This window comes from Sphingomonas sp. NPDC079357, assembly GCF_044901155.1.
GTDB lineage: Bacteria > Pseudomonadota > Alphaproteobacteria > Sphingomonadales > Sphingomonadaceae > Sphingomonas.
Genome location: NZ_JBJDOM010000001.1, coordinates 1576647 through 1599160 on the forward strand (window position 1 = coordinate 1576647; position 22514 = coordinate 1599160).

Consider the following 22514-nt stretch of genomic DNA (forward strand, 5'->3'; position numbering starts at 1 on the left):
CGGCATCGCCGGTGCCGCAGGCACTAACTTCGACCTTGGTCGGACGCAACGCGGCTTGCAGGCGTAATGGCCTACGGGCATCAAGGGCGCCGATGCGTCTCGCTGCTCCCTTCGTGCTGCTCCATGATGCCCGGGCCGGGCTGGATCGTGCCAGGCTGTATCGGGCGCCGCGGCGGGTGCTGACTGCCTGGACGCCGGACGAGGTGCACGACCTGCTTGCGGCGATCCGGGCGTGGCCCGGCGCGGCGGCGGGGTTTCTCTCCTATGGCGCGGGTGCGGCGTTCGAGCCTGCCGCCGGAGGCGAGCCCGCCTCCACGACTCCGCTGGGGTGGTTCGGACTTTTTGACGGGTTCGAGGAGGTGGCGGATGTCGCCGCGCTACTCCCCGATCCCGCAGGGGTATGGACCGGCGCGCCCGAACCCGAGCCGTCGCGCGCCGACTATCGCGCGATGTTCGACGCGGCACAGGCACTGATCCGCGCGGGTGATCTGTACCAGCTCAATCTCACCTTCCGCGCGCGCGTGCCGTTCATCGGCGATCCGCTCGCGCTCTATGCCGGATTGCGGCAGACGGCGGGTGCCGGGTGGAGCGCGCTGGTCGCGACGGGCACGCAGACGATCCTGTCGCTCTCGCCCGAGATGTTCTTCACACGCGACGGTGATATGCTGGTCAGCCGTCCGATGAAAGGCACCGCGCGCCGCCACCCCGATCCTGCGATCGACCTCGCCGTCGCACGCACGCTTGCCACCGACACCAAGCAACGCGCCGAAAATCTGATGATCGTCGATCTGATGCGCAACGACCTGTCGCGCGTCGCCGTCGCGGGCAGCGTCGCGGTACCCGAGCTGTTCGCCGTCGAACGCTACCCGACCGTGCATCAACTGACCTCGAAGGTGACGGCGACGCTGGCCCGTGAGTGCGATTCGATCGACGTGCTCTCGGCGCTGTTCCCGTGCGGCTCGATCACCGGTGCGCCAAAGGTTCGCGCGATGCAGGCGATCGCCGCCGTCGAACGCGGCAGCCCGCGCGGTGCCTATACCGGCGCGATCGGCCGGATCGACGCCGACGGCAGTGCCGCGTTCAACGTCGCGATCCGCACGCTGACGATTGACGAGGGCGCGGATCATGCCGTGATCGGGATCGGTGGCGGGATCGTCGCCGATTCGCGCGTCGACGACGAATGGGACGAGGCGATCGCCAAGGCGGCGTTCCTGGCCGGCGCCCGCCGCCGGGTCGACTTGCTGGAGACGATGGCGTTCGATCCGGACGAAGGCGTGCTGCGGATCGAGCGACATCTCGAGCGACTGCGCAACAGCGCGGCGGCGTTGGGCTTTGCCTTCGATCGCCACGCCGCGCGCAACGAACTGCAGGCCGCGACCTTCCGGCTGCGCGCCGCAGCGCGCGTCCGGTTGATGGTGTCGCAAAGCGGCGCGGTCGCGATCGAGGTCGCCGCCGCCCCGCCCCCGCCCGATCGGCCGCTGCGCATCGCGCTCGCGCCGCTGCCGGTCGGCGAGCGCGATTGGCGGTTGCGCCACAAAACCAGTGATCGACGCTTCTACGACGCGGCGCGGACGGCGAGCGGTGCCGACGAGGTGGTGTTCTTCACCCCTGATGGGCGGCTGACCGAGGGCAGCTTTACCAACCTGTTCGTGCCTCGCGGTGACACCCTGGTCACCCCTCGCACGGGCTCGCTGCTGCCCGGCGTGCTGCGCGGCGAGTTGCTCGACACCGGTAAGGCGATTGAGGGCGACGTGGTCGCGGACGACCTTCGCGACGGCCTGTTCGTGGGTAATGCGTTGCGCGGACTAATGCGAGCGACGCTCGCGGTTGCACAATGAGGCCGACCGTCGCATAGGCGCATCGCTTCCGATCGAAGGGCCTCATCATGCACACCTCCGCCGCGCTCGACCGCATCAATCCGTCCCCGACGCTGGCGATCACCAGCCGTGTTCTGGAGCTGAAGCGGGCCGGCGTCGACGTGATCGGGCTGGGCGCGGGCGAACCCGATTTCGACACGCCCGATTTCGTGAAAGAGGCCGCGATCGAAGCGATCCGCGCCGGCAAGACGAAGTACACGAACGTTGACGGCACCGCGGAGCTGAAGGAGGCGATCGTCGCCAAGTTCAAGCGCGACAACCGCCTCGACTATACTCCGGCACAGATCAGCGTGAACGTCGGCGGCAAGCACACGCTCTTCAACGCTTTGGTCGCGACGCTCGACGCGGGCGACGAGGTGATCGTGCCGGCCCCCTATTGGGTCAGCTACCCCGACGTCGTGCAGTTCGCGGGCGCGACCCCGGTGATCGTCGCGGCGGGCGCGGACGTCGGCTACAAGCTGACCCCGGCGATGCTGGAGGCGGCGATCACGCCGCGTACCAAGTGGCTGATCCTCAACTCGCCGTCCAATCCGACGGGTGCTGCCTATACCGTCGACGAACTGAAGGCGCTGGGCGCGGTGCTGGAGCGGCATCCGCACGTCTGGATCTTCGCCGACGATATGTACGAGCATATCGTCTATGACGATTTCCGCTTCGCGACGATCGCCGAGGTCTGCCCCTCGCTCTACGAGCGGACGCTGACCGTCAACGGCTGTTCCAAGGCCTATGCGATGACCGGCTGGCGGATCGGCTTCGCCGCCGGCGCGTCGTGGCTGATCAAGGCGATGGCCAAGCTCCAGTCGCAGTCGACCAGCAATCCCTGCTCGATCGCGCAGGCCGCCGCGACCGCGGCGCTGACCGGCGACCAGTCCTTCCTCAAGGAGCGCGCGCAGGCGTTCCAGGTCCGCCGCGACCTGGTAGTCGACATGCTCAACGCCGCCGAGGGCATCACCTGCCCGAAGCCCGAGGGCGCCTTCTACGTCTATCCCAGCGTGGCGGGCGTGATCGGCAAGTCGACCCCGGCGGGCAAGCGGATCGAGACCGACAGCGATTTCGTCGGCTATCTGCTCGACGATGCCAAGGTGGCGGCGGTGCAGGGCGTGGCGTTCGGCGTCTCGCCGGCAATGCGGATCAGCTACGCCACGTCGGAGGCGCTGCTGACCGAGGCGTGCCAGCGTATCCAGACGGCCTGCGCCGCGCTGAAATAGGCGCTTCTGCGAAACGATCGCTTTCGCACTCTGCCATGGAAGGGCAGCCTTGCTGTCCGTATATCGACGCCAGATGAACGGACGGCCCAGCCGCCGTTCAGGCGTCGGGGGTGATGTTGCGGTGGTCGTCACCGCTCCTGCCACCGCGGCGGTAACGTGACGACGATCGAGCGACGTGCCGCACTGGCGGCCAAGGAAAAGAGAGCAGCTGATGATCCGCTTCATCAAGTCCAGCTTCGCATGGCAGTTCGCGGGTGGTTTCCTGATCGGCGCCGCCGGGATGCTGGCGATCCACGCCGCGCAGCCCGAGCTGCCGACCAACCCCTATGCGGCGACCCACGTCACGCATTGACCGGTCGCGGTCGCTCTGGCGGAGCGACCTTTGCCGACCCATATCAGGTCCATGACGCGCTTCCTCGCCCTCACCGCGGCCTTGCCGCTCCTGCTCGCCGGCTGCGGCATCGCCCAGGCCGAGCGCGCCGTCCCGATCCCCGCCGCGACGCGTGACGTACCCGCCACCGCGGGTCTGCAGAAAGCGGTGTTGGCGGGCGGCTGCTTCTGGGGCATGGAGGCGGTGTTCCAGCAGGTGAAAGGCGTTCGCGACGTGAGCGCAGGATATGCCGGCGGCACGCCACAAAGCGCCAATTATCAAGCGGTCAGCAGTGAAACGACCCGCCACGCAGAGGCGATTAGCATCACCTACGACCCGCGCATCGTCAGCTATGCGACACTGCTGCGCGTGTATTTCTCGATCGCGCACGACCCGACGCAATTGAACCGGCAGGGCCCCGACAGCGGCACCAGCTATCGCTCGGCGATCTTCCCGCAGACCCCCGATCAGCGCGCGGTCGCCGTCGCCTATATCGCGCAGCTCAGGCAGTCCCACGCTTTCGCAAAGCCGATCGTTACGCGGCTAGAGGCGGGGCGTTTCTATCCCGCTGAATCCTATCATCAGGATTTTTTCCGCCGGAACCCGACGCATCCTTATATCGTGCGCTGGGACAAGCCGAAGGTCGCCGGCTTCCGCGCCGCCTTTCCGCAACTGGCGACGCGGTAACACCGCCCGCTTCTTATCACCCCGGCGAAAGCCGGGGTCCACCTGAGGGGCCGCTGCAACGAAGCACCGTCCGTCGTCGCTGATGTTCCGTACCGGGTCCTAGGCCTTTGCCGGTGTGACGCGGCGACAGGGACGGCGGCAGGTCAATCCAGCCGCCGCGCTTCCTCGACCAGCAGCACCGGCACACCGTCTCGCACCGGATAGGCGACGCCCGCCACCTCCGACACCAGCTCGCTCCGCTCGGCATCATAGCGCAGCGGCGTGCGCGTCGCGGGGCATACCAGCCGTTCGAGCAACCACGGGTCGATCGTCATTGCAGCGTCACCCGGTCCTCGCCGTCGTGGCGACCGAAGAACTGCATCAACTGCACGAGCATCTCGGCGCGCGTCGCCAGATCGGGTGCCTCCAGCAGCGCCTGCTTGGCCGCGACATCGAACGGCGCGATCTGCGCCACGCCGTTGACCAGGCTGACGTCGTCGAGTCGTCCGACCGACTTCCAGTCGACGCTATAGCCATGCGCCTCCGCAAACCGACGCGACTCCATCTCCAGCGAGGCGCGCGCCGCCAGTGACAGCGTTTCGTCCGCCGCCACCGGCAGCAATTCCGCCTCAACCTGCCGGAATGGCGTCGTCACCAGCAGCTCGCGTCGCACGCGGAACAGCGACAGCCCTTGCAGGATCAGATTGTAGCGCCCGTCATCGAGCGCCTCGACCTCCGCGATCCGCCCGACGCAACCGATCTCGAACAGATCCGGCGCGTCGTCATCCTCGCTGTCGGGGCGCGGCTGGATCATCGCGATCCGTCGATCGCGCGCCATCGCGTCGGAGACCATCGCGCGATAGCGCGGCTCGAAGATATGCAGCGGCAGATGCAGCTGCGGGAACAGCAGCGCCCCCGGCAGCGGGAAGATCGAGAGCCGCGTCGTCTCGGTCATCCGAACAGGATCGCCGACAGCTTGCGCCGCTGCGCCGACACCCACGGATCTTCCAACCCGACGACCTCGAACAGCTTGAGCAATTGCTGGCGTGCCGCATCGTCATTCCACGCGCGATCCGCCGCGACGATCGACAGGAAACCGCTCGCCGCCGCCTCGCGATCCCCCGCCGCCATCCGCGCATTGGCGAGATCGAAACGCGCCTGAAGATCATCGGGGTTCGCCGCCACCGCCGCCTCGAGCGGGGCGAGGTCATCGACCGCCGGCGCCGATCTGGCGAGTGCCAGCGCCGCCGCCGCACGCTGCACCTCGGGCAGCTTCGCGACATCCTCGGGCAGTGCCGAGATCGCCGCCTCGGCTTCCTCAACCTGCCCGATCGCGACCAAAGCACGGATGCGACCGGACAGCACCGCCTGATGCTCGGGTGCCATCTCGGCCAGCTGGTCGAAGATCGACAGCGCGCGCTCGGCATCGCCCTCGGCCAGCACCTGCTCGCCCATTGCGATCAGCGGCTCCAGCTCGGTCTCCTGCGACTGCGCTTCGCCGCTGATCGGCAACTGCCGCAGCAACTGGTCGATCGTCGCCTTGAGCTGCGATTCGGTGCGCGCGCTGGTCAGGTCAGCGACCAGCTGCCCCTGGAACATCGCATAGACGGTCGGGATCGAGCGGATCTGGAACTGCGCCGCGATGAACTGGTCCTTGTCGGTATCGACCTTGGCCAGCACCACGCCTTTGTCGGCATAGTCGGCGGCGACCTTTTCCAGCACCGGCGTCAGCGCCTTGCACGGCCCGCACCATTCCGCCCAGAAATCGACGATCACGAGCTGCGTCATCGACGGTTCGACGACGTCGGCGCGGAACCGCTGGACGGCTTCCTTCTCGGCGGGTGACATGCCTAACGTGGCCAATGGGGCGCTCCTGAAATTGCTTGCCCCCTTATGTGGGATGGCGGCGGGGGATACAAACCCCCCGCCCCACCCGCTTTGGTCGGAACGCGATCAGACGGGTCGCCAGCTACTGTCCGTCATTCCGGACTTGATCCGGGATCCCGCTTCTTCTTTCATCGTTGCCAAGAAGCGGGGCCCCGGATCAAGTCCGGGGCGACGGCATTGTTGGCGACCGCCCTAGAAGGCCGCCGTCAGCGCGAAGACCACCTTGGCACCCGCGATCGAACCGACCCCGTCCTGCCCACGGCTGAAGCTCGGCTGGAGATAGGCGGCCTTACGATCGGTGATGTTGGTGTCGACATAGGCGACGCCGACCGTCAGCGGCGTGCTCGGGATCGCATAATCGACACCCAGCAGCCAGTCGGCATAATTACCGGTCGGCGCGACGCTGGTCGCGAACGGCCCCAGACCCTTGTTGCCGCTCGACGCGCCGATATGCGCCTTGGCCGTCAGCCCGGTGTTCGGGATCGCCGCGGCGGCGTCGCCCCACACGTAGAGATTGTCGCCCTTCGCGCCTGGGTTGCTGTAGCCCGTCCCGGCGGCGTAATCGACATTCGCCGCGACCGTCCCGTTCGCCGACCACGCGCCGAGCGCTTCCTGCTTGGGCGCATAGGCGACGCCCGCGGTCAGGCTGACCGGGCCGGCGGTGCCCGACAGCTTCACATAGGGTTCGATGAAGTCGGTGTTGTCGAAGCCGCCCGGATACATGTACCAGGTCGCACCGACATCCAGCGTGCCGCCGTCGCCGATCGGGGTCTTGAACCCGGCGATCAGGTCCAGCTCCATATTGGCGCCGCCGAACGTCCCCCATCCGCTGAGGTTCGACCCCCACGTGCCGATATAGACGCCGCTCTCATGCGCGATCGTGAAGCCGCCCTGCACGGCAAGGTTCTCGTCGGACTGCGACACGCCGCGGAAGCGGTAATCGCTGACCAGCCCGACCGACCCGGAAACGGTGACCGCTTTCGGCGGGGCCTCTTCCTGCGCAGCGGCGGGGACGGCGGCCAGCGCCAGCATGGCGGTGGGGATAAGGAATGCGTACTTCATGGAACCTCCTGATGGTAAGAGGCTCCTCCTGCTTGCGGTCCGCTACGCTCTCTCCCGCCTTGGCCAGCGGGAGGGCGATGGCTGGCCCACCATCAAAACCTATTTGCGCCGCATTGCAGCAATGTGTCCGATCCGCATCAAAAGATTGCTGCGCTGTCGCATCAGTGCTGATCGTCGTTCAGTGTGGCGATCCGGCCACGCGCACCGGTGACCTGAATCGACTGGCCCGAGGCGCGGCGACGCTGGAACCAGTCACGCAACATCTCCGCGCTGGTATGATCGACCGCGCTGAGCCGCGTCGCGTCGATCCGCACCGGCGTGTCGGTCGGCACCCGGTCGAGCGTCTCAGAAAGTTTGGGCAGCGTCACGAAGGTCGCGGTGCCGTCCAGCGTGATCGCATGGGTGTCCGCCTCCTGCCCCTCATAGACGCGCAGCCGCAGCCGGTGGAGATTCGGGATAAGTTCGAGCATCGTCAGCCCAATTCCGACCAGCACCCCGGTTAGCAGGTCGGTCGACACCACCGTCACCAGCGTCGCCGCCCAGATCAGTACCGGCAACACGCCATAATCGCGGAACAGGTGCGTGGCGTGCTTGACGCTGACCAGCCGGAAGCCGGTGACGACGAGGATCGCGCCCAGCGCCGCCATCGGGATCAGCTTCAGCACGAAGGGCAGCGCCGCGACGAAGCCGAGGATCCACACGCCATGCAGCATTGCCGACAGCCGCGTCGCCGCGCCCGCCTGCACGTTCGCCGAACTTCGCACGATCACCCCGGTCATCGGCAACGCGCCGGCAAAGCCGCACAGCAGGTTGCCGATGCCCTGCGCGCGCAGCTCCTTGTTATAATCGGTACGGACGCCGTTGTGCATCTTGTCGACCGCCGCTGCCGAGAGCAATGTCTCGGCCGAGGCGATGAAGGCGATCGCCACCGCCGCCGCGACCACCGCCGGGTTGAGCAGCCGCGCGAACCCCTCGCCGCTCGGCGGGGTGATCGCGGCGACGATCGAATCGGGCACCTGTACCCGCGCGACCTCCAGCCCGAACAGCAGCGACACGATCGTGCCGACCAGTACCCCCACCAGCGCACCCGGCAGCAACCGCAGCGCGGCGGGTCGGAACTTCTCCCACCCGATCATCGCCGCGATCGTCACTACGCCGATCGCGAACGCGAACTCGGTGGCTTGCAGGTTGGATGGCGACAGGCCGAACAGCCGCCCTGGCATCGCGGCGAGGTTCTGAAGCCCGCTCGGCAACGGGCGATGGTCGAACAGCACGTGGAACTGTCCGACAACGATCAGCACCCCGATTCCGGCGAGCATCCCGTGCACAACGGCGGGGGAGATCGCCTTGAACCAGCCGCCCAACCGGAACACGCCCGCCACGACCTGCACCGCGCCGGCCAGCACCAGGATCGGCCCGAGCGCGGCCAGACCCTGATCGCGCACCAGCTCATAGACGATCACCGCAAGGCCGGCGGCAGGACCGCTCACCTGCAACGGCGAGCCGGCGAGTGCGCCGACGATGATCCCGCCGATGATGCCGGTGATGAGGCCCTTCTCGGCGGGTGCGCCGGAGGCGATCGCGATCCCCATGCAGAGTGGCATAGCGACGAGGAAGACGACGATCGAAGCGGTCAGGTCGCGACCGAGCAGCGCAACGGACGGCATCGACACGCCCGGTCGGGTGATCGTCGTCTCCGCCGGCGGGACCACGCTGGCCATTATGCGTCCAGCCATGACGATCGCGCCGCGATCACCCGAGTGCTTTCGCCTGCGATCGCCACGTCCCGTCCCCCATGCCAACCGATCAGCTCTTACGGGCGCTCCCTTGCTGCCGTGCGGCGGTTGCGTGTCATTTCGTTTCCTGGGGCGGCAACACGATCTCCGCGCACAACCCGCCCCCGGCGCGGTTCGCAAGCGTCAGCCGCCCGCCTTCTTCCGCCACCGCCAACTGGACGATCGACAGTCCCAGTCCGAACCCGACCGTATCGCGCGACCGCGCGGGGTCGAGCCGCACGAACGGCTCAAGCACATGCTCCAGCTCGTCGTCCGGAATTCCCGGACCGTCATCTTCGATGCGGATCACGGCACCCGGGCGGTCGGTGATGAGCCTGATCGTGACTGTGTCGCCATAATGCAGGGCATTTTCGACCAGATTGACCAACGCACGCTTGAATCCGACGCGCCGAAGCCGCCATTCGCAATGATCGGGCCCCACGTAAGTGGCCACCCGCCCGCGATCCTCGGCATCATCCGCCAGCGTTGCGCACAGCACCGCCAAGTCGACGATGCTGGTCGGCTCCGGCTCCGCCGACCCGCCCAAAAAGGCGAGAAGCGAGGTGATCATCGCCTCCATCTCACTGACATCGCGGACAATCGCTTCGCGCGTGTCGACATCGGGCAGCGCCTCGGTCCGCAGATGCAACCGCGCCAGCGGCGTACGCAGATCGTGCCCGACCGCCGCCAGCGCCTGGGTCCGCCCCGCGATCAAGGCCTGGATGCGGTCCTGCATCCGGTTGAACGCGGTGATAACCCGCCGCACCTCGCCCGGCCCATCTTCTTCAACATGCTCGACAATTCCGTGCCCGACCCGGTCCGCCGCGGTCGCCAGCCGCCGCAGTGGCAGCAGCACGCGCCGCAACAGCAACGCGCCCAGCAGCATCAACGCAATGGCGGGCACCATCGCAAGCGCGATCCGCTCGAACGACAGGTTGAGGTTGGCGATCGGCTGGCGTGTGCGGAAAAATAGCCAACTTCCGTCGTCTAGCCGCAACCCGCCGGTCACCACCGATCGCCGCCCTGGCGATTGCAGCCGCAACCACAGATCGGTCGACGCCAGCGACGGCTCCCATTCCAGCACCTGCCGGTGCATTTCATCCAGCGCAGGGGCGATCGGCGGCACCGCCGGCAGCGCCGCACTCCATTGCAGCGCATAACGGTCGGTGGTCAGCTCCGCCGCCATCGTCGGCCGCTCGAGCTGCGGGCGTTCGGAGATCAACCGGCGGCTGATCACCAGATGTTCGGCGAGGCGATTGGCCTCGTCGTCGCGCACCGCAAACCCGCTCGCGCGCTCGTAAAGCAAGGTACTGGCGCCGAACTCGATCACCAGCGTCAGCAACAGAATACCCAGCACCTGACCCAGCAGGCCGACTGCCGGGCGGCGCAGGAAGGTCATACGCTCAACTGCGCTCGACCGGCGCGTTCAGCATGTAGCCGACGCCGCGCACCGTCACGATCGGCGCCGGCGCGCCCGCGCTGCCCAGCTTGCGACGCAGGCGGCTGACCAGCACGTCGATCGAGCGGTCCGAACTGTCGCCCAGCCGCGTGCGGCTCAGCTCGATCAGCCGCTCGCGCGCGATCACGCGCTGCGCATGGTCGGCAAGCACCACCAGCAGGTCGAATTCCGCACCGGTCAGGTCGACGATCGCACCACTCGGCGACGCGAGTTCGCGGCGCGGCAGGTTCACGGTCCAGCCGTCGAAGGTCAGCATCCCCTGATCGCCCGCGCCCGCGCGTCGGTCGAGTGCCGGCCGGCGCAGCACCGCGCGGACGCGGGCCACCAGCTCGCGCGTCCCGAACGGCTTGGCGATATAATCGTCCGCGCCGAGTTCCAGCCCGACGACCCGGTCGGTTTCGCTGGCCCGCGCCGACATGAAGATGATCGGCACGTCGCTCTTCTGTCGCAGCGACCGGCAAAGATCGATCCCGCTGGTCCCCGGCAACATGATGTCGAGCAGCACGAGGTCGACAGGCCCGGAGTCGAGCGCCAGCCACATTTCCGGCGCGGCGGAGGCGGGACGCACGGCAAAGCCATTCTCCTGAAGCGCGCGTGCGGTAAGCATTCGGAGCGACGGATCGTCCTCGACAAGCAGGATCGTGGGAGCGGTCATGGGCTTAGGACGTAGGGGCCGCATCGGACCCGGTCAATTCGATGTGGGGAAAAACGGACGATCGCGAAAAAAGCTGTTGCGGGGTACGAACACCGCTGCTAGTGGCGCCACCTCACCCGGCGGAAGCAGCCAAATGCTTCCGGTCACGGCGCCAGAGCGGGCGTAGCTCAGGGGTAGAGCACAACCTTGCCAAGGTTGGGGTCGAGGGTTCGAATCCCTTCGCCCGCTCCAGTTTTCTACAGTAACATATGTTTTCCCTTCGGGGATCCTCACCGTTTTGCGCCTGCGCAGTTCGCTGTCGACGGTGACGACTTGCCGGCGCTGCGCTACGGCGCGCGCATGACGCCGCTGTTCTCGCTCCTGCTCGCCGGTGCACACTGGCCGGCCCGCTTGCTGGCCTGTCTTGGCGCGGCGCTGTGTCTTGCGCTGACGTTTGTCGTCTGCGCGCGGCTGCCGTTGAGCCACGCCGATCTGCCGATCATCGTCGCCCCGCTCGGCGCGTCGGCGGTGCTCGTTTTCGCGGTGCCTGCAAGTCCGCTGGCACAGCCATGGTCGGTGATCGGCGGCAACACCGTCTCGGCGCTGATCGGCGTCGCAGCCTATCAACTCATCCCGCCGGTCGCGCTGGCGGCGGGCGTCGCGGTCGGCGGCGCAATCCTCGCGATGTCGCTGCTGCGTTGTCTCCACCCGCCAGGTGGCGCGGCGGCGCTGACCGCGGTGATCGGGAGCACCGGCATCCATGCCGCGGGCTGGACCTTCGCGTTTGCGCCGGTCGGGATCAACTCGGTCGCACTGGTCACGCTCGGCATCCTCTATCATCGCATGACCCGCCACAGCTATCCGCACCGCGCCGCCACGCCCGTCGCAGCGCCCGCGCCGGGGCTGCACGCCGCCGACATTGATGCGGCGCTCGCCGACCTGCACGAGACGTTCGACATCGCCCCGGAGGATCTCGACGCGCTGCTGACCCGCGCCGAGGCGCACGCCGCGGCACGCCGCGCCGGCTCGACAAAAATGCGGCAACCCGGCACGCCGGTGCGATGACGGCTTCTTCGATTCGCGTGGGCATCGGCGGCTGGACCTACGAGCCGTGGCGCGGGACCTTCTATCCCGAGAAATGGCCGCAAAAGCGCGAGCTGGAATATGCCAGTCGTCACGTTACCGCGATCGAGGTCAACGGCACCTTCTATTCGTCGTTCAAGCCCGCGACCTTCGCGGGCTGGCGCGAAACCGCGCCGGACGGGTTCGTCTTCGCGCTCAAGGCGTCGCGCTATTGCGTGACGCGCAAGGTGCTGGCCGAGGCGGGCGAATCGATTGCGCGCTTCCTCGGACAAGGAATCGTAGAACTGGGTGACATGCTCGGACCGATCCTTTGGCAGCTGCCCGCAACGCGGAAGTTCGATGCCGACGACATCGCCGCCTTCCTGAAGCTGCTGCCCGCCAAAGAAGCCGGCGTGCCGCTGCGCCATGCGATCCAGGTGCGGCACGAAAGCTTTGCGACGCCCGCGTTCGTCGCCCTGTGCCGCGCGGCCGGGGTGGCGATCGTTCATGGCGCTTCGGCTGATTACCCTGCGCTGGCGGATGTGTCGGGTGATTTCGTTTATGCACGGCTGGAGGATGCGCGCGAGGAGGAGCCGACCGGCTACGCCCCCGCGGCGCTCGACCGCTGGCGCGACATCGCACGGGATTGGGCGGCCGGCAGAAGTCCCGAGGGCCTGCCCTATGTCGCCGATCCTGCGCCCGTGCGCCCGCGCGACACGTTCATCTTCATGATAAACGGCGCGAAGGTCCGCGCGCCGCATGCCGCGATGGCGTTGATCGAGCGGCTCGGCTGACCGCGCGAATGTTGCGAATGTTGAGACGTCGGCGGGTTTGCTCAACGTTGGTGCAGTGCCGATCATACACCTGCCATGCCGCGCGTTGGCGCGTGTAGGACAGCCTTAATCCGCGCGGTCGAGCGATGCGACGATCGCGGCAATCGCGGGATTGGTGTAGGTTGCGACCGGATCGTCGGAGCCATCGGCACGCGCGTGGTATGCACCGGCCTCGAACGCGTCATGCACCTGCTGGAACAGCGTGGGCCAGCGATACGCCACGCCGTCCAGCCACAACCCCTGCAAGAGCCCCCACAGGTCGCTCGCGATACTGTCGCATACCGCATAAGAGAGTTCGCCATCATTATAGGCACGCGCCAGCCGCGCCGCGAAGCGATCGAGGAAGGCGGCAATATCCTCGCCTTCCTCCACCGCGCCCTTGCGGAAAAGCTGCTCGGCGGCGGCCAAGGCGGTCGTGGTCAGCGACGCTTCGCTCATGTCGCTATCCTCGAGGTCCCCAGGTCTCATGATGCGGCGAACGCGTCAGGTGCAGGGTTGTACGCCGATCCCTTATACGACGCGACAATATAGCGCATAGCGTGGGATCGCTTCCTCACCCGACGCTCTCCCGCCTCGCCATTGCCGGTCGGCAACAGCTTGCTCCCCTGCTCGATGCGCACCTAAGAAGCCGCTAATCGTAATCCAGAGCCCCGAGCAAGGATGACCGACAGCGAAGGCCGCTATCTGCGCGAGGTTCAGTATCGCTTTCCCGATCGGTTGGAGGCGCGCGCTTCTCCATCGCCGTTATGGACGCGATGACTGGTTCGCGTGGCTCGCCGACGGTATCGACTTCATGCCGGGCAGCGTGGTGGCGGATGTCGGATGCGGCGCCGGGGCCTTCTGGCGCGCGGCACCGCGCGAAGTCCCTGACGACCTGGCATTGCGGCTGATTGATAGTTCACCCGGGATGGTGGCGGCGGCGGATGGGACAGTGCGCGCGACCGGGCGCTGGCGAGACACGGCGGCGATGGTCGGCGAGGCGACCACGCTGCCATTCGCGGACGGCTGCGTCGATATCGTGCTGGCGATCCACATGCTCTATCATCTTGCCGATCCAACCGCCGGCCTCGCCGAATTTTCACGGGTGACGCGGGCCGGCGGGACGGTGGCGGTGGTGCTCAACCGGTCGGGGACGATGGCGGAGGTGAGCGGGCTGCTGACGCAGGCGCTCGGTCAGGCCGCGGCGCGGCGCACGCCTCTGTCGTCGGAGGATGGTCTCGCGCTGATGCAGGCGCAGTTCGGCGAGGTCGCGGTGCGGCGCTATGACGACACATTGCGCGTCACCGACCCGGTTGATCTGCTCGGCTATCTGACCAGTCTGCCGGAAGCGGATGCGCCCGGCGCGGTGGCAAAGCTGGCGGCGGCAGTCGAGCGCGCGTTCGCAACATCGGAAGCATTTACGATCACAAAGACATCGGACTTGCTGCTCGCTCGCCGGTGAGCGGCGTCACCTCGGGTTTGCCCTGCCGCTTGTCTTGCTTCGAGAAGAGCCGTGCTGAAGGGGGTTTTTGGGCTCAGCCTAGCCGTTCCTTGAGATCCAGCATCGCCAGCGCCGCCCTGGCGGCCGCGCCGCCCTTGTCGAGCTGTGCGGGGTCGGCGCGGACGATCGCCTGCGCCTCGTCCTCGGTGGTCAGGATGCCGTTGCCGATCGGCACCCCATCCATGGTCAGCGCCATGATACCGCGCGCGCTTTCGTTGGCGACGATCTCGAAATGATAGGTTTCGCCGCGGATCACGACGCCCAGCGCGACGAACGCGTCGTAGCGGCCGCTCTCCGATGCCAGCGCAATCGCGCCGGGCACTTCGAGCGCGCCGGGCACGGTCAGCACCTCGGCGCGATGCCCGGCCGCCTCGACTGCCGCCTTCGCGCCCGCGACCAGCATGTCGTTGAGATGATCGTAGAAACGTGCTTCGACGATAAGGACGTTGGCCATCAATCCACCTTCCGTTCGCCGACGATCGACAGGCCATAGCCGTCGAGCCCGACCAATGTGTGATGCGTGTTGGTGAGCAGCACCATGTCATGCACGCCCAGCTCGGCGAGAATCATCGCGCCGACGCCATAGTCGCGCAACTCCTCCATATCGACCGGCGCCTGCTCGCCGGCCTTCAGCCGCACCGCGGTGGTGAAGGAATCGGCACGCTGGCGGTTGATGACGACGATCACGCCTGCACCCTCCGCCGCGATCAGCTCCATCGAGCGCGACAGCATCCGGCTGCGCTCGCCCTCTTCGCCGAACAGATCGGCGAACGGCGACAGCGCGTGCATCCGCACCAGCGTCGGCCGCGATGGGTCGACGCGGCCCTTCACCAGCGCGATCTGCTCGGTGCCGGTCGCCTTGTTGCGATAGGCGCGGACCGTCCAGTCGCCGCCCCAGCGGCTGGTGAATGGTGCCTCGCTGACCAGCTCGACCAGATGGTCGTGGCGGCGGCGATAGGCGATCAGGTCGCGGATCGTTCCGATCTTGAGATTGTGGAGCTGCGCGAAGGAGACGAGATCGTCGAGGCGCGCCATCGTGCCGTCCTCGTTCATGATCTCGCAGATCACACCCGAGGGGTTAAGCCCGGCGAGCCGCGAGACGTCGACCGCCGCCTCGGTATGGCCGGCGCGCACCAGCACCCCGCCGTCGCGCGCGACGAGCGGGAAGACGTGCCCCGGCGTGACGATATCGGTGCGGTCCTTGGTCGAGTCGATCGCCACCGCGATCGTGCAGGCACGATCGGCGGCGGAGATGCCGGTCGTCACGCCCTCGCGCGCCTCGATCGAGACGGTGAAGGCGGTTTCGTGGCGCGTGCCGTTGTTGCGGCTCATCAGGTCGAGCCCGAGGTCTTCGACACGCGCCTTGGTCATCGCCAGACAGATCAGCCCGCGGCCGTGGCGCGCCATGAAGTTGATCTTCTCGGGCGTCGCCATCTGCGCGGGGATGACCAGATCGCCCTCGTTCTCGCGATCCTCGTCATCGACCAGGATGAACATCCGGCCGTTGCGCGCCTCGTCGATGATCTCTTCTGGCGTCGACAGATAGCCGTGGCGCAGACGCGCGAGTTCGGCGGACTTAGCGGCCACGATAATGCTCCATGCGTTGCAGATAGCGGGCGAGGACGTCGATTTCGACGTTGACGGCCTGACCGGCGGCCAGCGCACCGAGCGTGGTGACCGCCTGCGTGTGCGGGATCAGGTTGACGGCGAAATGCGTCCCGTCTGCTTCGTCGCGCACCTCGTTGACGGTCAGCGACACGCCGTCGATCGTCACCGATCCCTTGGGGGCGAGAAACGGGGCGAGTGCTGCGTCGACACGGAAGCCGATCCGCTTCGAATCGCCGTCCGCGCACACGACGATCACCTCGGCGACGCCGTCGACATGGCCGGTGACGATGTGCCCGCCGAGTTCGTCGCCCAGCTTCATCGCGCGTTCGAGGTTCAGCCGCCGTCCGGCCTGCCACTGATCGCGGGCCGTGCGCGCGACCGTCTCACCTGAGACATCGACGACGAAAACGCCCGGGCGGGTGTCGACCACCGTCAGGCATACGCCCGAACAGGCGATCGACGCGCCGAGGTCGATCGCGGCGGTGTCATAGGCGGTCGCGATCGTGACGCGACGGTCGCCGCGTTCCTCCACGCTGTCGATGGTGCCGATGTCGGTGACGATGCCGGTGAACATGGGATGGGCCTTTCAAGCGCGCTCGTAGACTTCGAGCCGGTCGCTGCCAAGCTGGCGCTGATCGACGAGCGTCCAGCGGCCATGCGCCTCGGCGAGATCGGCGAGCCCGATGTCCGGCAGCGTCCGCCCGCCGCCGATCAGGATCGGGGCGCGATAGAGGAGCAGCCGGTCGACGAGATCGGCACGGAGGAAGGCGGCGGCGGTTTGCGCGCCCCCCTCGACGAAAAGGTGATCGGCGGGGAGCGACGCGATGTCGTGGGGCGTGGCAATCCAGATAAATGCCGTCATCGCGAGCGGAGCGACGCGATCCAGAGCGTCCGGGGTGTGGCCCTGGATTGCTTCACTACGCTCGCAATGACGTGCGTTTCGGGAGAGCACCACCCGCAGCGGGCTGCGTTCCTCCAACCCCGGCAATCGCACGTCGAGGCGGGGCCGATCCGTCTCCCATGTCCCGCGCCCGACGAGAATCGCATCGTGGCGGCTGCGTTCGAGATGCGTGTGCGCGCGCGCTTCGGGGCAGGTGATCCACTGGCTGCGTCCGTTTGCGGTCGCCGCCGCACCGTCGAGCGACAGCGCGAGCTTGAGGGTGACCTGCGGGCGCCCGAGCGCGCGGCGGGTGAGGAAACCCGCCATCGAACGGCGCGCCGCGTCGGCAAGAACGCCGGTCGTCACCTCTATCCCCGCGGCGCGAAGCCGCGCAAATCCGCCGCCGTCGGTGCGCGGATCGGGGTCGCCGATCGCCGCGACGACCCGCGCAATGCCGGCGGCGACGAGTAGATCGGCGCAGGCCGGGCCGCGCTCGCTGCGATGCGCGCAGGGCTCCAGCGTCACATAGGCAGTCGTGCCGCGCTTCGCCTCGCCCGCTTCACCGAGCGCCATCGCTTCGGCGTGCGGTCGCCCACCCGGTTGGGTCCAGCCACGCCCGACGACGCGGCCGTCGCGGACGACCACGCATCCGACATTGGGGTTGGGCGTCGTCCGCCCGCGCGTCCGCCCCGCCAGCGCAAGCGCGGCGGCCATCCAGCGCGCATCGTCGCTCAATGGATCAGATGCCCATGTCGTTCAGCTTGTCGTCCAGCCGCTTGAACCCGGCGCGCAGCTTCTCCTCGCGCGCCTTTTGCGCGGCGACCTCGGCATCGCGGATCGGCTTGTCGATCTTCTGCTGCGCGATGATCTCCGCATCGGTGCGATCGAGCTTCCATTGCTTGAAGTAGACGATGTTGGGGCGATATTCCTTCTCGGCGTAGGAATCGTAGAAGAAGGCCCAGATCACCACCGTCGTCACCGCGATCGACAGCGCGAAAAAGCTCCATTCGTACCGCTCACGCGTCTGGAGGAAGAAGCGCAAGTCGCGCGTGGCGCGCACCGGCGAGATGCGGGCGAGGAAGTGTCGCATGACGCCGATATAGGGCGTCAGCCGCGACTGTTCGAGTCCAGTCGTGCGATCGCCCGCTCGCGCCCGATCAGCGGGAGCAGCGCCGCCATGTCCGGCCCGTGGTCGCGCCCGGTCAGCGCGCGGCGCAACGGCAGGAACAACGGCTTGCCCTTGCGCCCGGTCGCCTCCTTCAGCGCCGCGGTCAGCGCGTGCCACGGGTCTTCCGCCCAGTCGATCGCGCGCGCGACCGCCGCGGCCTGCGCCAGATAATCCGCGTCGTCCTTGGCAGCAGGGGCGTCGATCGGCCCCTCGATCACCTGCCACCAGTCCGCGGCACCGGCGACCGTCTCGAGATTGGGGCGGATCGCCTCCCACACCGCTGCGTCGATCCCGGCGGGCAGCCGGTCGGCGACCGCCGCGAACGGCAGTTGGTGGACGATCCGCGCATTGACCTGCGCCAGCTCGCGCTCGTCGAACTTCGCCGGCGCACGACCGAAATGCGCGAAGTCGAACGCCTCCAGCAGCGGTGCGGGATCGAGGTGCGGCTCGACCGGCTGGCTGGTGCCGAGCCGTGCCAGTAGCGAAACGATCGCGGCCGGTTCGATCCCTTCGTCGCGCAGCGCGTCGACGCCGAGGCTGCCGAGCCGCTTCGACAATTTGCCTTCCGCGCCGGTCAGCAGCGCCTCGTGCGCGAAGACGGGCGGGGTCGCGCCCATCGCCGCAAACATCTGCAATTGCAGCGCGGTGTTGGTGACATGATCCTCACCGCGCACGACATGCGTGACGCCCATGTCGCGATCGTCGATCGCCGAGGGCAGCATATAAAGCCACGACCCGTCTGCGCGACGGATCACCGGATCGCTCATCGTCGCCGCGTCGAAGTGCTGCGGCCCGCGGATCAGGTCGGTCCATTCGATCGGCGTGGCATGATCGAGCCGGAAGCGCCAGTGCGGGCGGACGCCGTCGGCCTCCAGCGCCGCGCGCTCGGCATCGCTCAGCGCCAGCGCGGCCCGATCGTAGACCGGCGGCAGTCCGCGCCCGCGCAGGATCTTGCGTTTGAGGTCCAGCTCCTGCGCGGTTTCATACGCGGGATAGATGTGCCCGGCGGCGCGCAGTTCCTCGAACACCTCCTCGTAGCGCGCGGTGCGCGCCGACTGACGTTCCTCGGCATCCGGGTGGAGCCCCAGCCAGGCGAGGTCGGCGCGGATCGCGTCGACGAACCGTTCCTCGCTGCGCTCGGCATCAGTATCGTCGATCCGCAGCAGAAAGCGTCCGCCATGCGCGCGCGCCCACATCCAGTTGTGGAGCGCAGTGCGAATGTTGCCGACGTGCAGCGTGCCGGTCGGCGAGGGTGCGAAGCGGGTGATGACAGTCATGGGTCAGTCGCTTACGCGCGCCCCCTTCCCCTCGCCAGCCCCCGCGCCTAAACGGTCGCGCACGAAAGGGTGTTCGTCCATGAAATTGATGACCGGCAACTCCAACCTGCCGCTGGCGCGTGCTATCTCCGACTATCTGGAAGTGCCGCTGACCGAGGCGCTGGTGCGGCGCTTCGCCGATGAGGAGATCTTCGTCGAGATCATGGAGAACGTGCGCGGCGAGGACGTGTTCGTCGTTCAGTCGACGAGCTATCCCGTCAACGACAACCTCATGGAATTGCTCATCATGATCGACGCGCTGAAGCGTGCGTCGGCCAAGCGCATCACCGCCGTGCTGCCCTATTTCGGCTATGCCCGGCAGGACCGGAAGCCGGGGCCGCGCACCCCGATCTCGGCCAAGCTGGTCGCCAATCTGGTGACGACCGCGGGCGCCGACCGCGTGCTGTCGGTCGACCTGCACGCCGGGCAGATTCAAGGCTTTTTCGATATTCCGACTGACAATCTGTTCGCCGCCCCGGTGATGTCGCAGGACATTCGCGCGCGCTTCGGCGAGAAGAACCTAATGGTCGTCTCGCCCGACGTCGGCGGCGTGGTGCGCGCGCGCGCGCTGTCGAAGCGGCTCGACAACGCGCCGCTGGCGATCGTCGACAAGCGCCGCGAGCGTGCCGGCGAGTCAGAGGTGATGAACATCATCGGCGATGTCGAGGGGCGGTTCTGCATCCTGATCGACGATATCGTTGATTCGGCGGGCACGCTCTGCAACGCCGCCGCCGCGCTCAAGGAAGCGGGGGCGGAGGATGTCGTCGCCTATGTCACGCACGGCGTCCTGTCGGGCGGCGCGGTGGCGCGGGTCGAGGGATCGGCGCTGCATGAGCTGGTGATCACCGACTCGATCGGTAACCACGACACGATCAAGGATGTCGGCAAGATCCGCCACCTGACGATCGCGCCGCTGCTCGCCGAGGCGATGCGGCGAATCTCCGACGAGGCGAGCGTCTCGTCGCTGTTCGACTGAGGCGGGGCGCTGGCGCGGCCACGCCCGCGCCGCTGCGCCAGCAGCGCCCAGCCCGGCCGGCGGGCGACGCCCGAGCGACGACGCGGCTTCGCCGCGGCGGGGCATTGTCGTCCCGGGCTTGACCCAAGACCACGTTTCTTTTGGCGGCTTGGGGAAAAAGGAAGCGGGATCCCGCATCAGGTCCTGAAGGACAGGAGGTTTACACCTCCTCCTTCAACGGCCGCGCTAACAGGTCGTCGATCACGCCGCGCACCGCCTCGCCCGAAAGCAACCGGGATACCGCCGCGGTGATCGGCATCTCCACGCCCGACGCCTGCGCTGCCTCCAGCAGCACCGGCGCGGTATAGGCTCCTTCGGCGACGGTGCGGCGGTTCGTCAGCAGATCCGTCGCCGCTTCGCCGCGCCCGATTCCGACGCCCAGCGAGAAGTTGCGCGACGCGGTCGACGAACAGGTCAGCACCAGATCGCCGAGCCCCGACAGTCCGGCCAACGTCTCCGCGCGTGCACCCTTTGCTGCGCCGAAGCGCGTCATTTCCGCAAAACCACGCGCGATCAACGCCGCGCGCGCATTCTGCCCCAGCCCCGCGCCATCGACGACCCCGCAGGCGATCGCCAGCACGTTCTTCACCGCCCCGCCGATCTCCGCGCCGATCACGTCGCTGCTGGCGTAGGGTCGAAAATGCGGCGCGGCGATCGCGGCGGCGAGCAAGGCCCGCGTCGCCGGATCGTGCCCGGCCAGCGTCACCGCGGTCGGCAGCCCGCGCGCCACCTCATGCGCGAAGGTCGGCCCCGACAGTACCAGCACCGGCGAGGCGGGATGCTGTTCCTGCGCCACCTCGCTCATCAACAGGTGCGTTCCGGCCTCGATCCCCTTCGAGCACACCACCAGCGCCTGCGCATTGGCGGGAAGCTGCGCGAGCACCGTGCGCATCGCCTGCGCGGGCGTGACGATCAGATTGGCCGCCGCCTCCGCCACCCACGCCAGATCGCCGGTCGCGCGGATCAGCGGCGAGAGCGGGATGCCGGGCAGATAGGCGGCGTTCTCGTGATTCGCGTTGATCGCGTTGACCAGCGCCGCGTCGCGCGCCCACAGCCGCACCTCATGGCCGTTGGTGGCAGCGACTTGCGCGAGCGCGGTGCCCCACGCGCCCGCACCGATAACGCCGATCGGGCCGCTCATGCCTTCACCCCCGCGCCGCGCACCTTCTCCGCGTCCGGGTCGAGCGGCCAGCGCGCGCGCGCCGCGGTGTCGAGCGGATCGGTCAGCCCGGCGGCGAAGCGCTCCGCACCCGCCCAGGCGATCATCGCCGCATTGTCGGTGCAGAGCCAGCCGGGCGGCGCGACGAAGCGCAGGCCGTGCTCGCCCGCCAGCGCCTGCAACGCCGCGCGGACCGCGCCATTCGCCGCAACGCCGCCGGCGACGACCAGGGCGGTCGCGCCCTCCGTCTTGGTCAGCGCACGGCGGGTGCGGTCGATCAGGCAGTCGACCACCGCCTGCTGGAAGCTCGCCGCGACGTCGGCTGCGGCGTGATCGGGCGCCATCCGCGCCACTGCCGCCTTGAGCCCCGCGAAGGAAAAATGCGGCTCGGGCGAGCCCCTGAGTGGACGCGGCAGCGGCACCGCGCGCGCATCGCCGTCGGCAGCGGCGCGCTCGACCGCCGGGCCGCCGGGAAAGCCGAGCCCGAGGATCTTGGCGGTCTTGTCGAACGCCTCGCCCGCGGCATCGTCGATCGTGGTGGCGAGCCGGCGATAGCGCGCGACGCCTTCGACCAGCAGCAACTGGCAATGCCCCCCCGAGACGAGCAGCAGCAAATAGGGGAAGTCGAGGTCAGGGTCGGCGAGTCGCGGGCTCAGCGCATGGCCTTCGAGATGGTTGACCGCGATCAATGGCTTGCCCGCCGCGTGCGCGAGCGCCTTGCCGGTCACCAGCCCGACCAGCACCCCGCCGATCAACCCCGGCCCGGCAGTGGCGGCGATCGCGTCGACATCGGCGAGCGTCTTGCCGGCATCGGCCAGCGCCGCCTCGACGAGCGGTTGCAGGACCTCGACGTGCGCGCGCGCGGCAATTTCCGGCACGACGCCGCCATAAGGACGGTGCGCGGCCTCCTGCCCGGCGAGCCGATGCGCCAACACCTCCCGGTCGCCGGTGACGAGGGCGGCGGCGGTTTCGTCGCAGGAGGATTCGAGCCCAAGGATCAGCATGGCAGTCATCTAGGGCGACCCCGCCGTCATTGCGAGCGTAGCGAAGCAATG

The 22514-nt window shown here is 68.0% G+C and carries 24 protein-coding genes and 1 tRNA gene; 9 read left to right on the plus strand and 16 right to left on the minus strand.

Annotated elements, in window-relative coordinates; translation table 11 throughout:
• Positions 1-92 precede the first annotated feature (92 nt).
• The 4 genes from pabB (at position 93) to msrA (ending at position 4142) form a co-directional block, all read left to right on the plus strand.
• Positions 93-1838 (plus strand): aminodeoxychorismate synthase component I, encoded by a 1746-nt coding sequence (gene pabB / locus ACI2JO_RS07400; RefSeq protein ID WP_404720042.1) that lies wholly within the window; start codon positions 93-95, stop codon positions 1836-1838.
• Between the two features lie 47 nt (positions 1839-1885).
• A complete protein-coding gene (locus tag ACI2JO_RS07405) occupies positions 1886-3085 on the plus strand; it encodes a pyridoxal phosphate-dependent aminotransferase (RefSeq protein ID WP_404720043.1) in 1200 nt (399 codons plus the stop codon).
• Positions 3086-3296: 211 nt separating this feature from the next.
• Positions 3297-3437: a hypothetical protein gene (locus ACI2JO_RS07410; RefSeq protein ID WP_404720044.1), complete on the plus strand. Its 141-nt coding sequence runs from the start codon at positions 3297-3299 to the stop codon at positions 3435-3437.
• Between the two features lie 51 nt (positions 3438-3488).
• Entirely contained in the window at positions 3489-4142 is a 654-nt protein-coding gene (msrA, locus tag ACI2JO_RS07415) for a peptide-methionine (S)-S-oxide reductase MsrA (protein WP_404720045.1), read from the plus strand.
• A gap of 143 nt (positions 4143-4285) precedes the next feature.
• Here the strand turns inward: msrA and ACI2JO_RS07420 are convergent, their stop codons facing one another.
• The 7 genes from ACI2JO_RS07420 to ACI2JO_RS07450 all read right to left on the minus strand — a co-directional run bounded on the left by ACI2JO_RS07420 (position 4286) and on the right by ACI2JO_RS07450 (position 10959).
• Positions 4286-4456: a Trm112 family protein gene (locus ACI2JO_RS07420; protein WP_404720046.1), complete on the minus strand. Its 171-nt coding sequence runs from the start codon at positions 4454-4456 to the stop codon at positions 4286-4288.
• Positions 4453-5076 carry an LON peptidase substrate-binding domain-containing protein gene (locus ACI2JO_RS07425; RefSeq protein ID WP_404720047.1) on the minus strand — a complete coding sequence of 208 codons (624 nt, stop codon included), beginning with the start codon at positions 5074-5076 and terminating at the stop codon, positions 4453-4455. Before ACI2JO_RS07425 ends, ACI2JO_RS07420 begins: the two co-directional genes overlap by 4 nt.
• Positions 5073-5969, minus strand: coding sequence for a tetratricopeptide repeat protein (locus ACI2JO_RS07430; RefSeq protein WP_404720348.1), 897 nt, complete (start codon positions 5967-5969; stop codon positions 5073-5075). The genes ACI2JO_RS07425 and ACI2JO_RS07430 overlap by 4 nt, the downstream gene beginning before the upstream one ends.
• Positions 5970-6200: 231 nt before the next feature.
• Positions 6201-7070, minus strand: a complete 870-nt coding sequence (locus ACI2JO_RS07435; protein WP_404720048.1) for a TorF family putative porin — start codon at positions 7068-7070, stop codon at positions 6201-6203.
• Between the two features lie 161 nt (positions 7071-7231).
• Positions 7232-8737: a SulP family inorganic anion transporter gene (locus ACI2JO_RS07440; protein ID WP_404720349.1), complete on the minus strand. Its 1506-nt coding sequence runs from the start codon at positions 8735-8737 to the stop codon at positions 7232-7234.
• 184 nt (positions 8738-8921) lie between these two features.
• Positions 8922-10244 carry an ATP-binding protein gene (locus tag ACI2JO_RS07445; RefSeq protein ID WP_404720049.1) on the minus strand — a complete coding sequence of 441 codons (1323 nt, stop codon included), beginning with the start codon at positions 10242-10244 and terminating at the stop codon, positions 8922-8924.
• A gap of 4 nt (positions 10245-10248) precedes the next feature.
• Entirely contained in the window at positions 10249-10959 is a 711-nt protein-coding gene (locus ACI2JO_RS07450) for a response regulator transcription factor (RefSeq protein WP_028967327.1), read from the minus strand.
• A 156-nt stretch (positions 10960-11115) separates the two neighbouring features.
• Between ACI2JO_RS07450 and ACI2JO_RS07455 the strand changes: the two genes are divergently transcribed.
• From ACI2JO_RS07455 to ACI2JO_RS07465, 3 genes are all read left to right on the plus strand, one after another.
• Positions 11116-11190: transfer RNA gene (locus ACI2JO_RS07455), tRNA-Gly, on the plus strand.
• Positions 11191-11298: 108 nt separating this feature from the next.
• Positions 11299-12003 carry an HPP family protein gene (locus ACI2JO_RS07460; RefSeq protein ID WP_404720050.1) on the plus strand — a complete coding sequence of 235 codons (705 nt, stop codon included), beginning with the start codon at positions 11299-11301 and terminating at the stop codon, positions 12001-12003.
• Positions 12000-12794 (plus strand): DUF72 domain-containing protein, encoded by a 795-nt coding sequence (locus ACI2JO_RS07465; RefSeq protein WP_404720051.1) that lies wholly within the window; start codon positions 12000-12002, stop codon positions 12792-12794. The genes ACI2JO_RS07460 and ACI2JO_RS07465 overlap by 4 nt, the downstream gene beginning before the upstream one ends.
• Positions 12795-12899: 105 nt before the next feature.
• On the opposite strand, the gene ACI2JO_RS07470 is transcribed toward ACI2JO_RS07465, so the two are convergent.
• Complete coding sequence (locus tag ACI2JO_RS07470) at positions 12900-13271, minus strand: hypothetical protein (protein ID WP_404720052.1); 372 nt, start codon at positions 13269-13271, stop codon at positions 12900-12902.
• A gap of 355 nt (positions 13272-13626) precedes the next feature.
• On the opposite strand from ACI2JO_RS07470, the gene ACI2JO_RS07475 reads away from it, so the two are divergent.
• The gene (locus tag ACI2JO_RS07475) at positions 13627-14274 is read left to right on the plus strand and encodes a class I SAM-dependent methyltransferase (RefSeq protein ID WP_404720053.1); all 648 of its coding nucleotides are present in this window, start codon (positions 13627-13629) and stop codon (positions 14272-14274) included.
• Positions 14275-14347: 73 nt separating this feature from the next.
• Here the strand turns inward: ACI2JO_RS07475 and ribH are convergent, their stop codons facing one another.
• From ribH to ACI2JO_RS07505, 6 genes are read right to left on the minus strand one after another with little or no spacing between them, the layout of a single operon-like run.
• Positions 14348-14767 (minus strand): 6,7-dimethyl-8-ribityllumazine synthase, encoded by a 420-nt coding sequence (gene ribH / locus ACI2JO_RS07480; RefSeq protein ID WP_404720054.1) that lies wholly within the window; start codon positions 14765-14767, stop codon positions 14348-14350.
• Positions 14767-15900 carry a 3,4-dihydroxy-2-butanone-4-phosphate synthase gene (ribB, locus tag ACI2JO_RS07485; RefSeq protein ID WP_404720055.1) on the minus strand — a complete coding sequence of 378 codons (1134 nt, stop codon included), beginning with the start codon at positions 15898-15900 and terminating at the stop codon, positions 14767-14769. The genes ribH and ribB overlap by 1 nt, the downstream gene beginning before the upstream one ends.
• On the minus strand, positions 15890-16495 hold the full coding sequence (locus ACI2JO_RS07490; protein ID WP_404720056.1) for a riboflavin synthase: 606 nt from the start codon (positions 16493-16495) through the stop codon (positions 15890-15892). The genes ribB and ACI2JO_RS07490 overlap by 11 nt, the downstream gene beginning before the upstream one ends.
• A 12-nt stretch (positions 16496-16507) precedes the next feature.
• A complete protein-coding gene (gene ribD, locus ACI2JO_RS07495) occupies positions 16508-17515 on the minus strand; it encodes a bifunctional diaminohydroxyphosphoribosylaminopyrimidine deaminase/5-amino-6-(5-phosphoribosylamino)uracil reductase RibD (RefSeq protein WP_404720350.1) in 1008 nt (335 codons plus the stop codon).
• A 25-nt stretch (positions 17516-17540) separates the two neighbouring features.
• Positions 17541-17891, minus strand: coding sequence for a hypothetical protein (locus ACI2JO_RS07500; protein ID WP_404720057.1), 351 nt, complete (start codon positions 17889-17891; stop codon positions 17541-17543).
• Between the two features lie 17 nt (positions 17892-17908).
• Positions 17909-19246 (minus strand): glutamate--tRNA ligase, encoded by a 1338-nt coding sequence (locus ACI2JO_RS07505; protein WP_404720058.1) that lies wholly within the window; start codon positions 19244-19246, stop codon positions 17909-17911.
• 79 nt (positions 19247-19325) lie between these two features.
• On the opposite strand from ACI2JO_RS07505, the gene ACI2JO_RS07510 reads away from it, so the two are divergent.
• Entirely contained in the window at positions 19326-20261 is a 936-nt protein-coding gene (locus ACI2JO_RS07510; RefSeq protein ID WP_404720059.1) for a ribose-phosphate pyrophosphokinase, read from the plus strand.
• 199 nt (positions 20262-20460) lie between these two features.
• Here the strand turns inward: ACI2JO_RS07510 and ACI2JO_RS07515 are convergent, their stop codons facing one another.
• Positions 20461-21441, minus strand: coding sequence for an NAD(P)H-dependent glycerol-3-phosphate dehydrogenase (locus tag ACI2JO_RS07515; protein ID WP_404720060.1), 981 nt, complete (start codon positions 21439-21441; stop codon positions 20461-20463).
• Positions 21438-22463 (minus strand): tRNA (adenosine(37)-N6)-threonylcarbamoyltransferase complex transferase subunit TsaD, encoded by a 1026-nt coding sequence (gene tsaD / locus ACI2JO_RS07520; RefSeq protein WP_404720351.1) that lies wholly within the window; start codon positions 22461-22463, stop codon positions 21438-21440. The genes ACI2JO_RS07515 and tsaD overlap by 4 nt, the downstream gene beginning before the upstream one ends.
• Between the last annotated feature and the right edge of the window lie 51 nt (positions 22464-22514).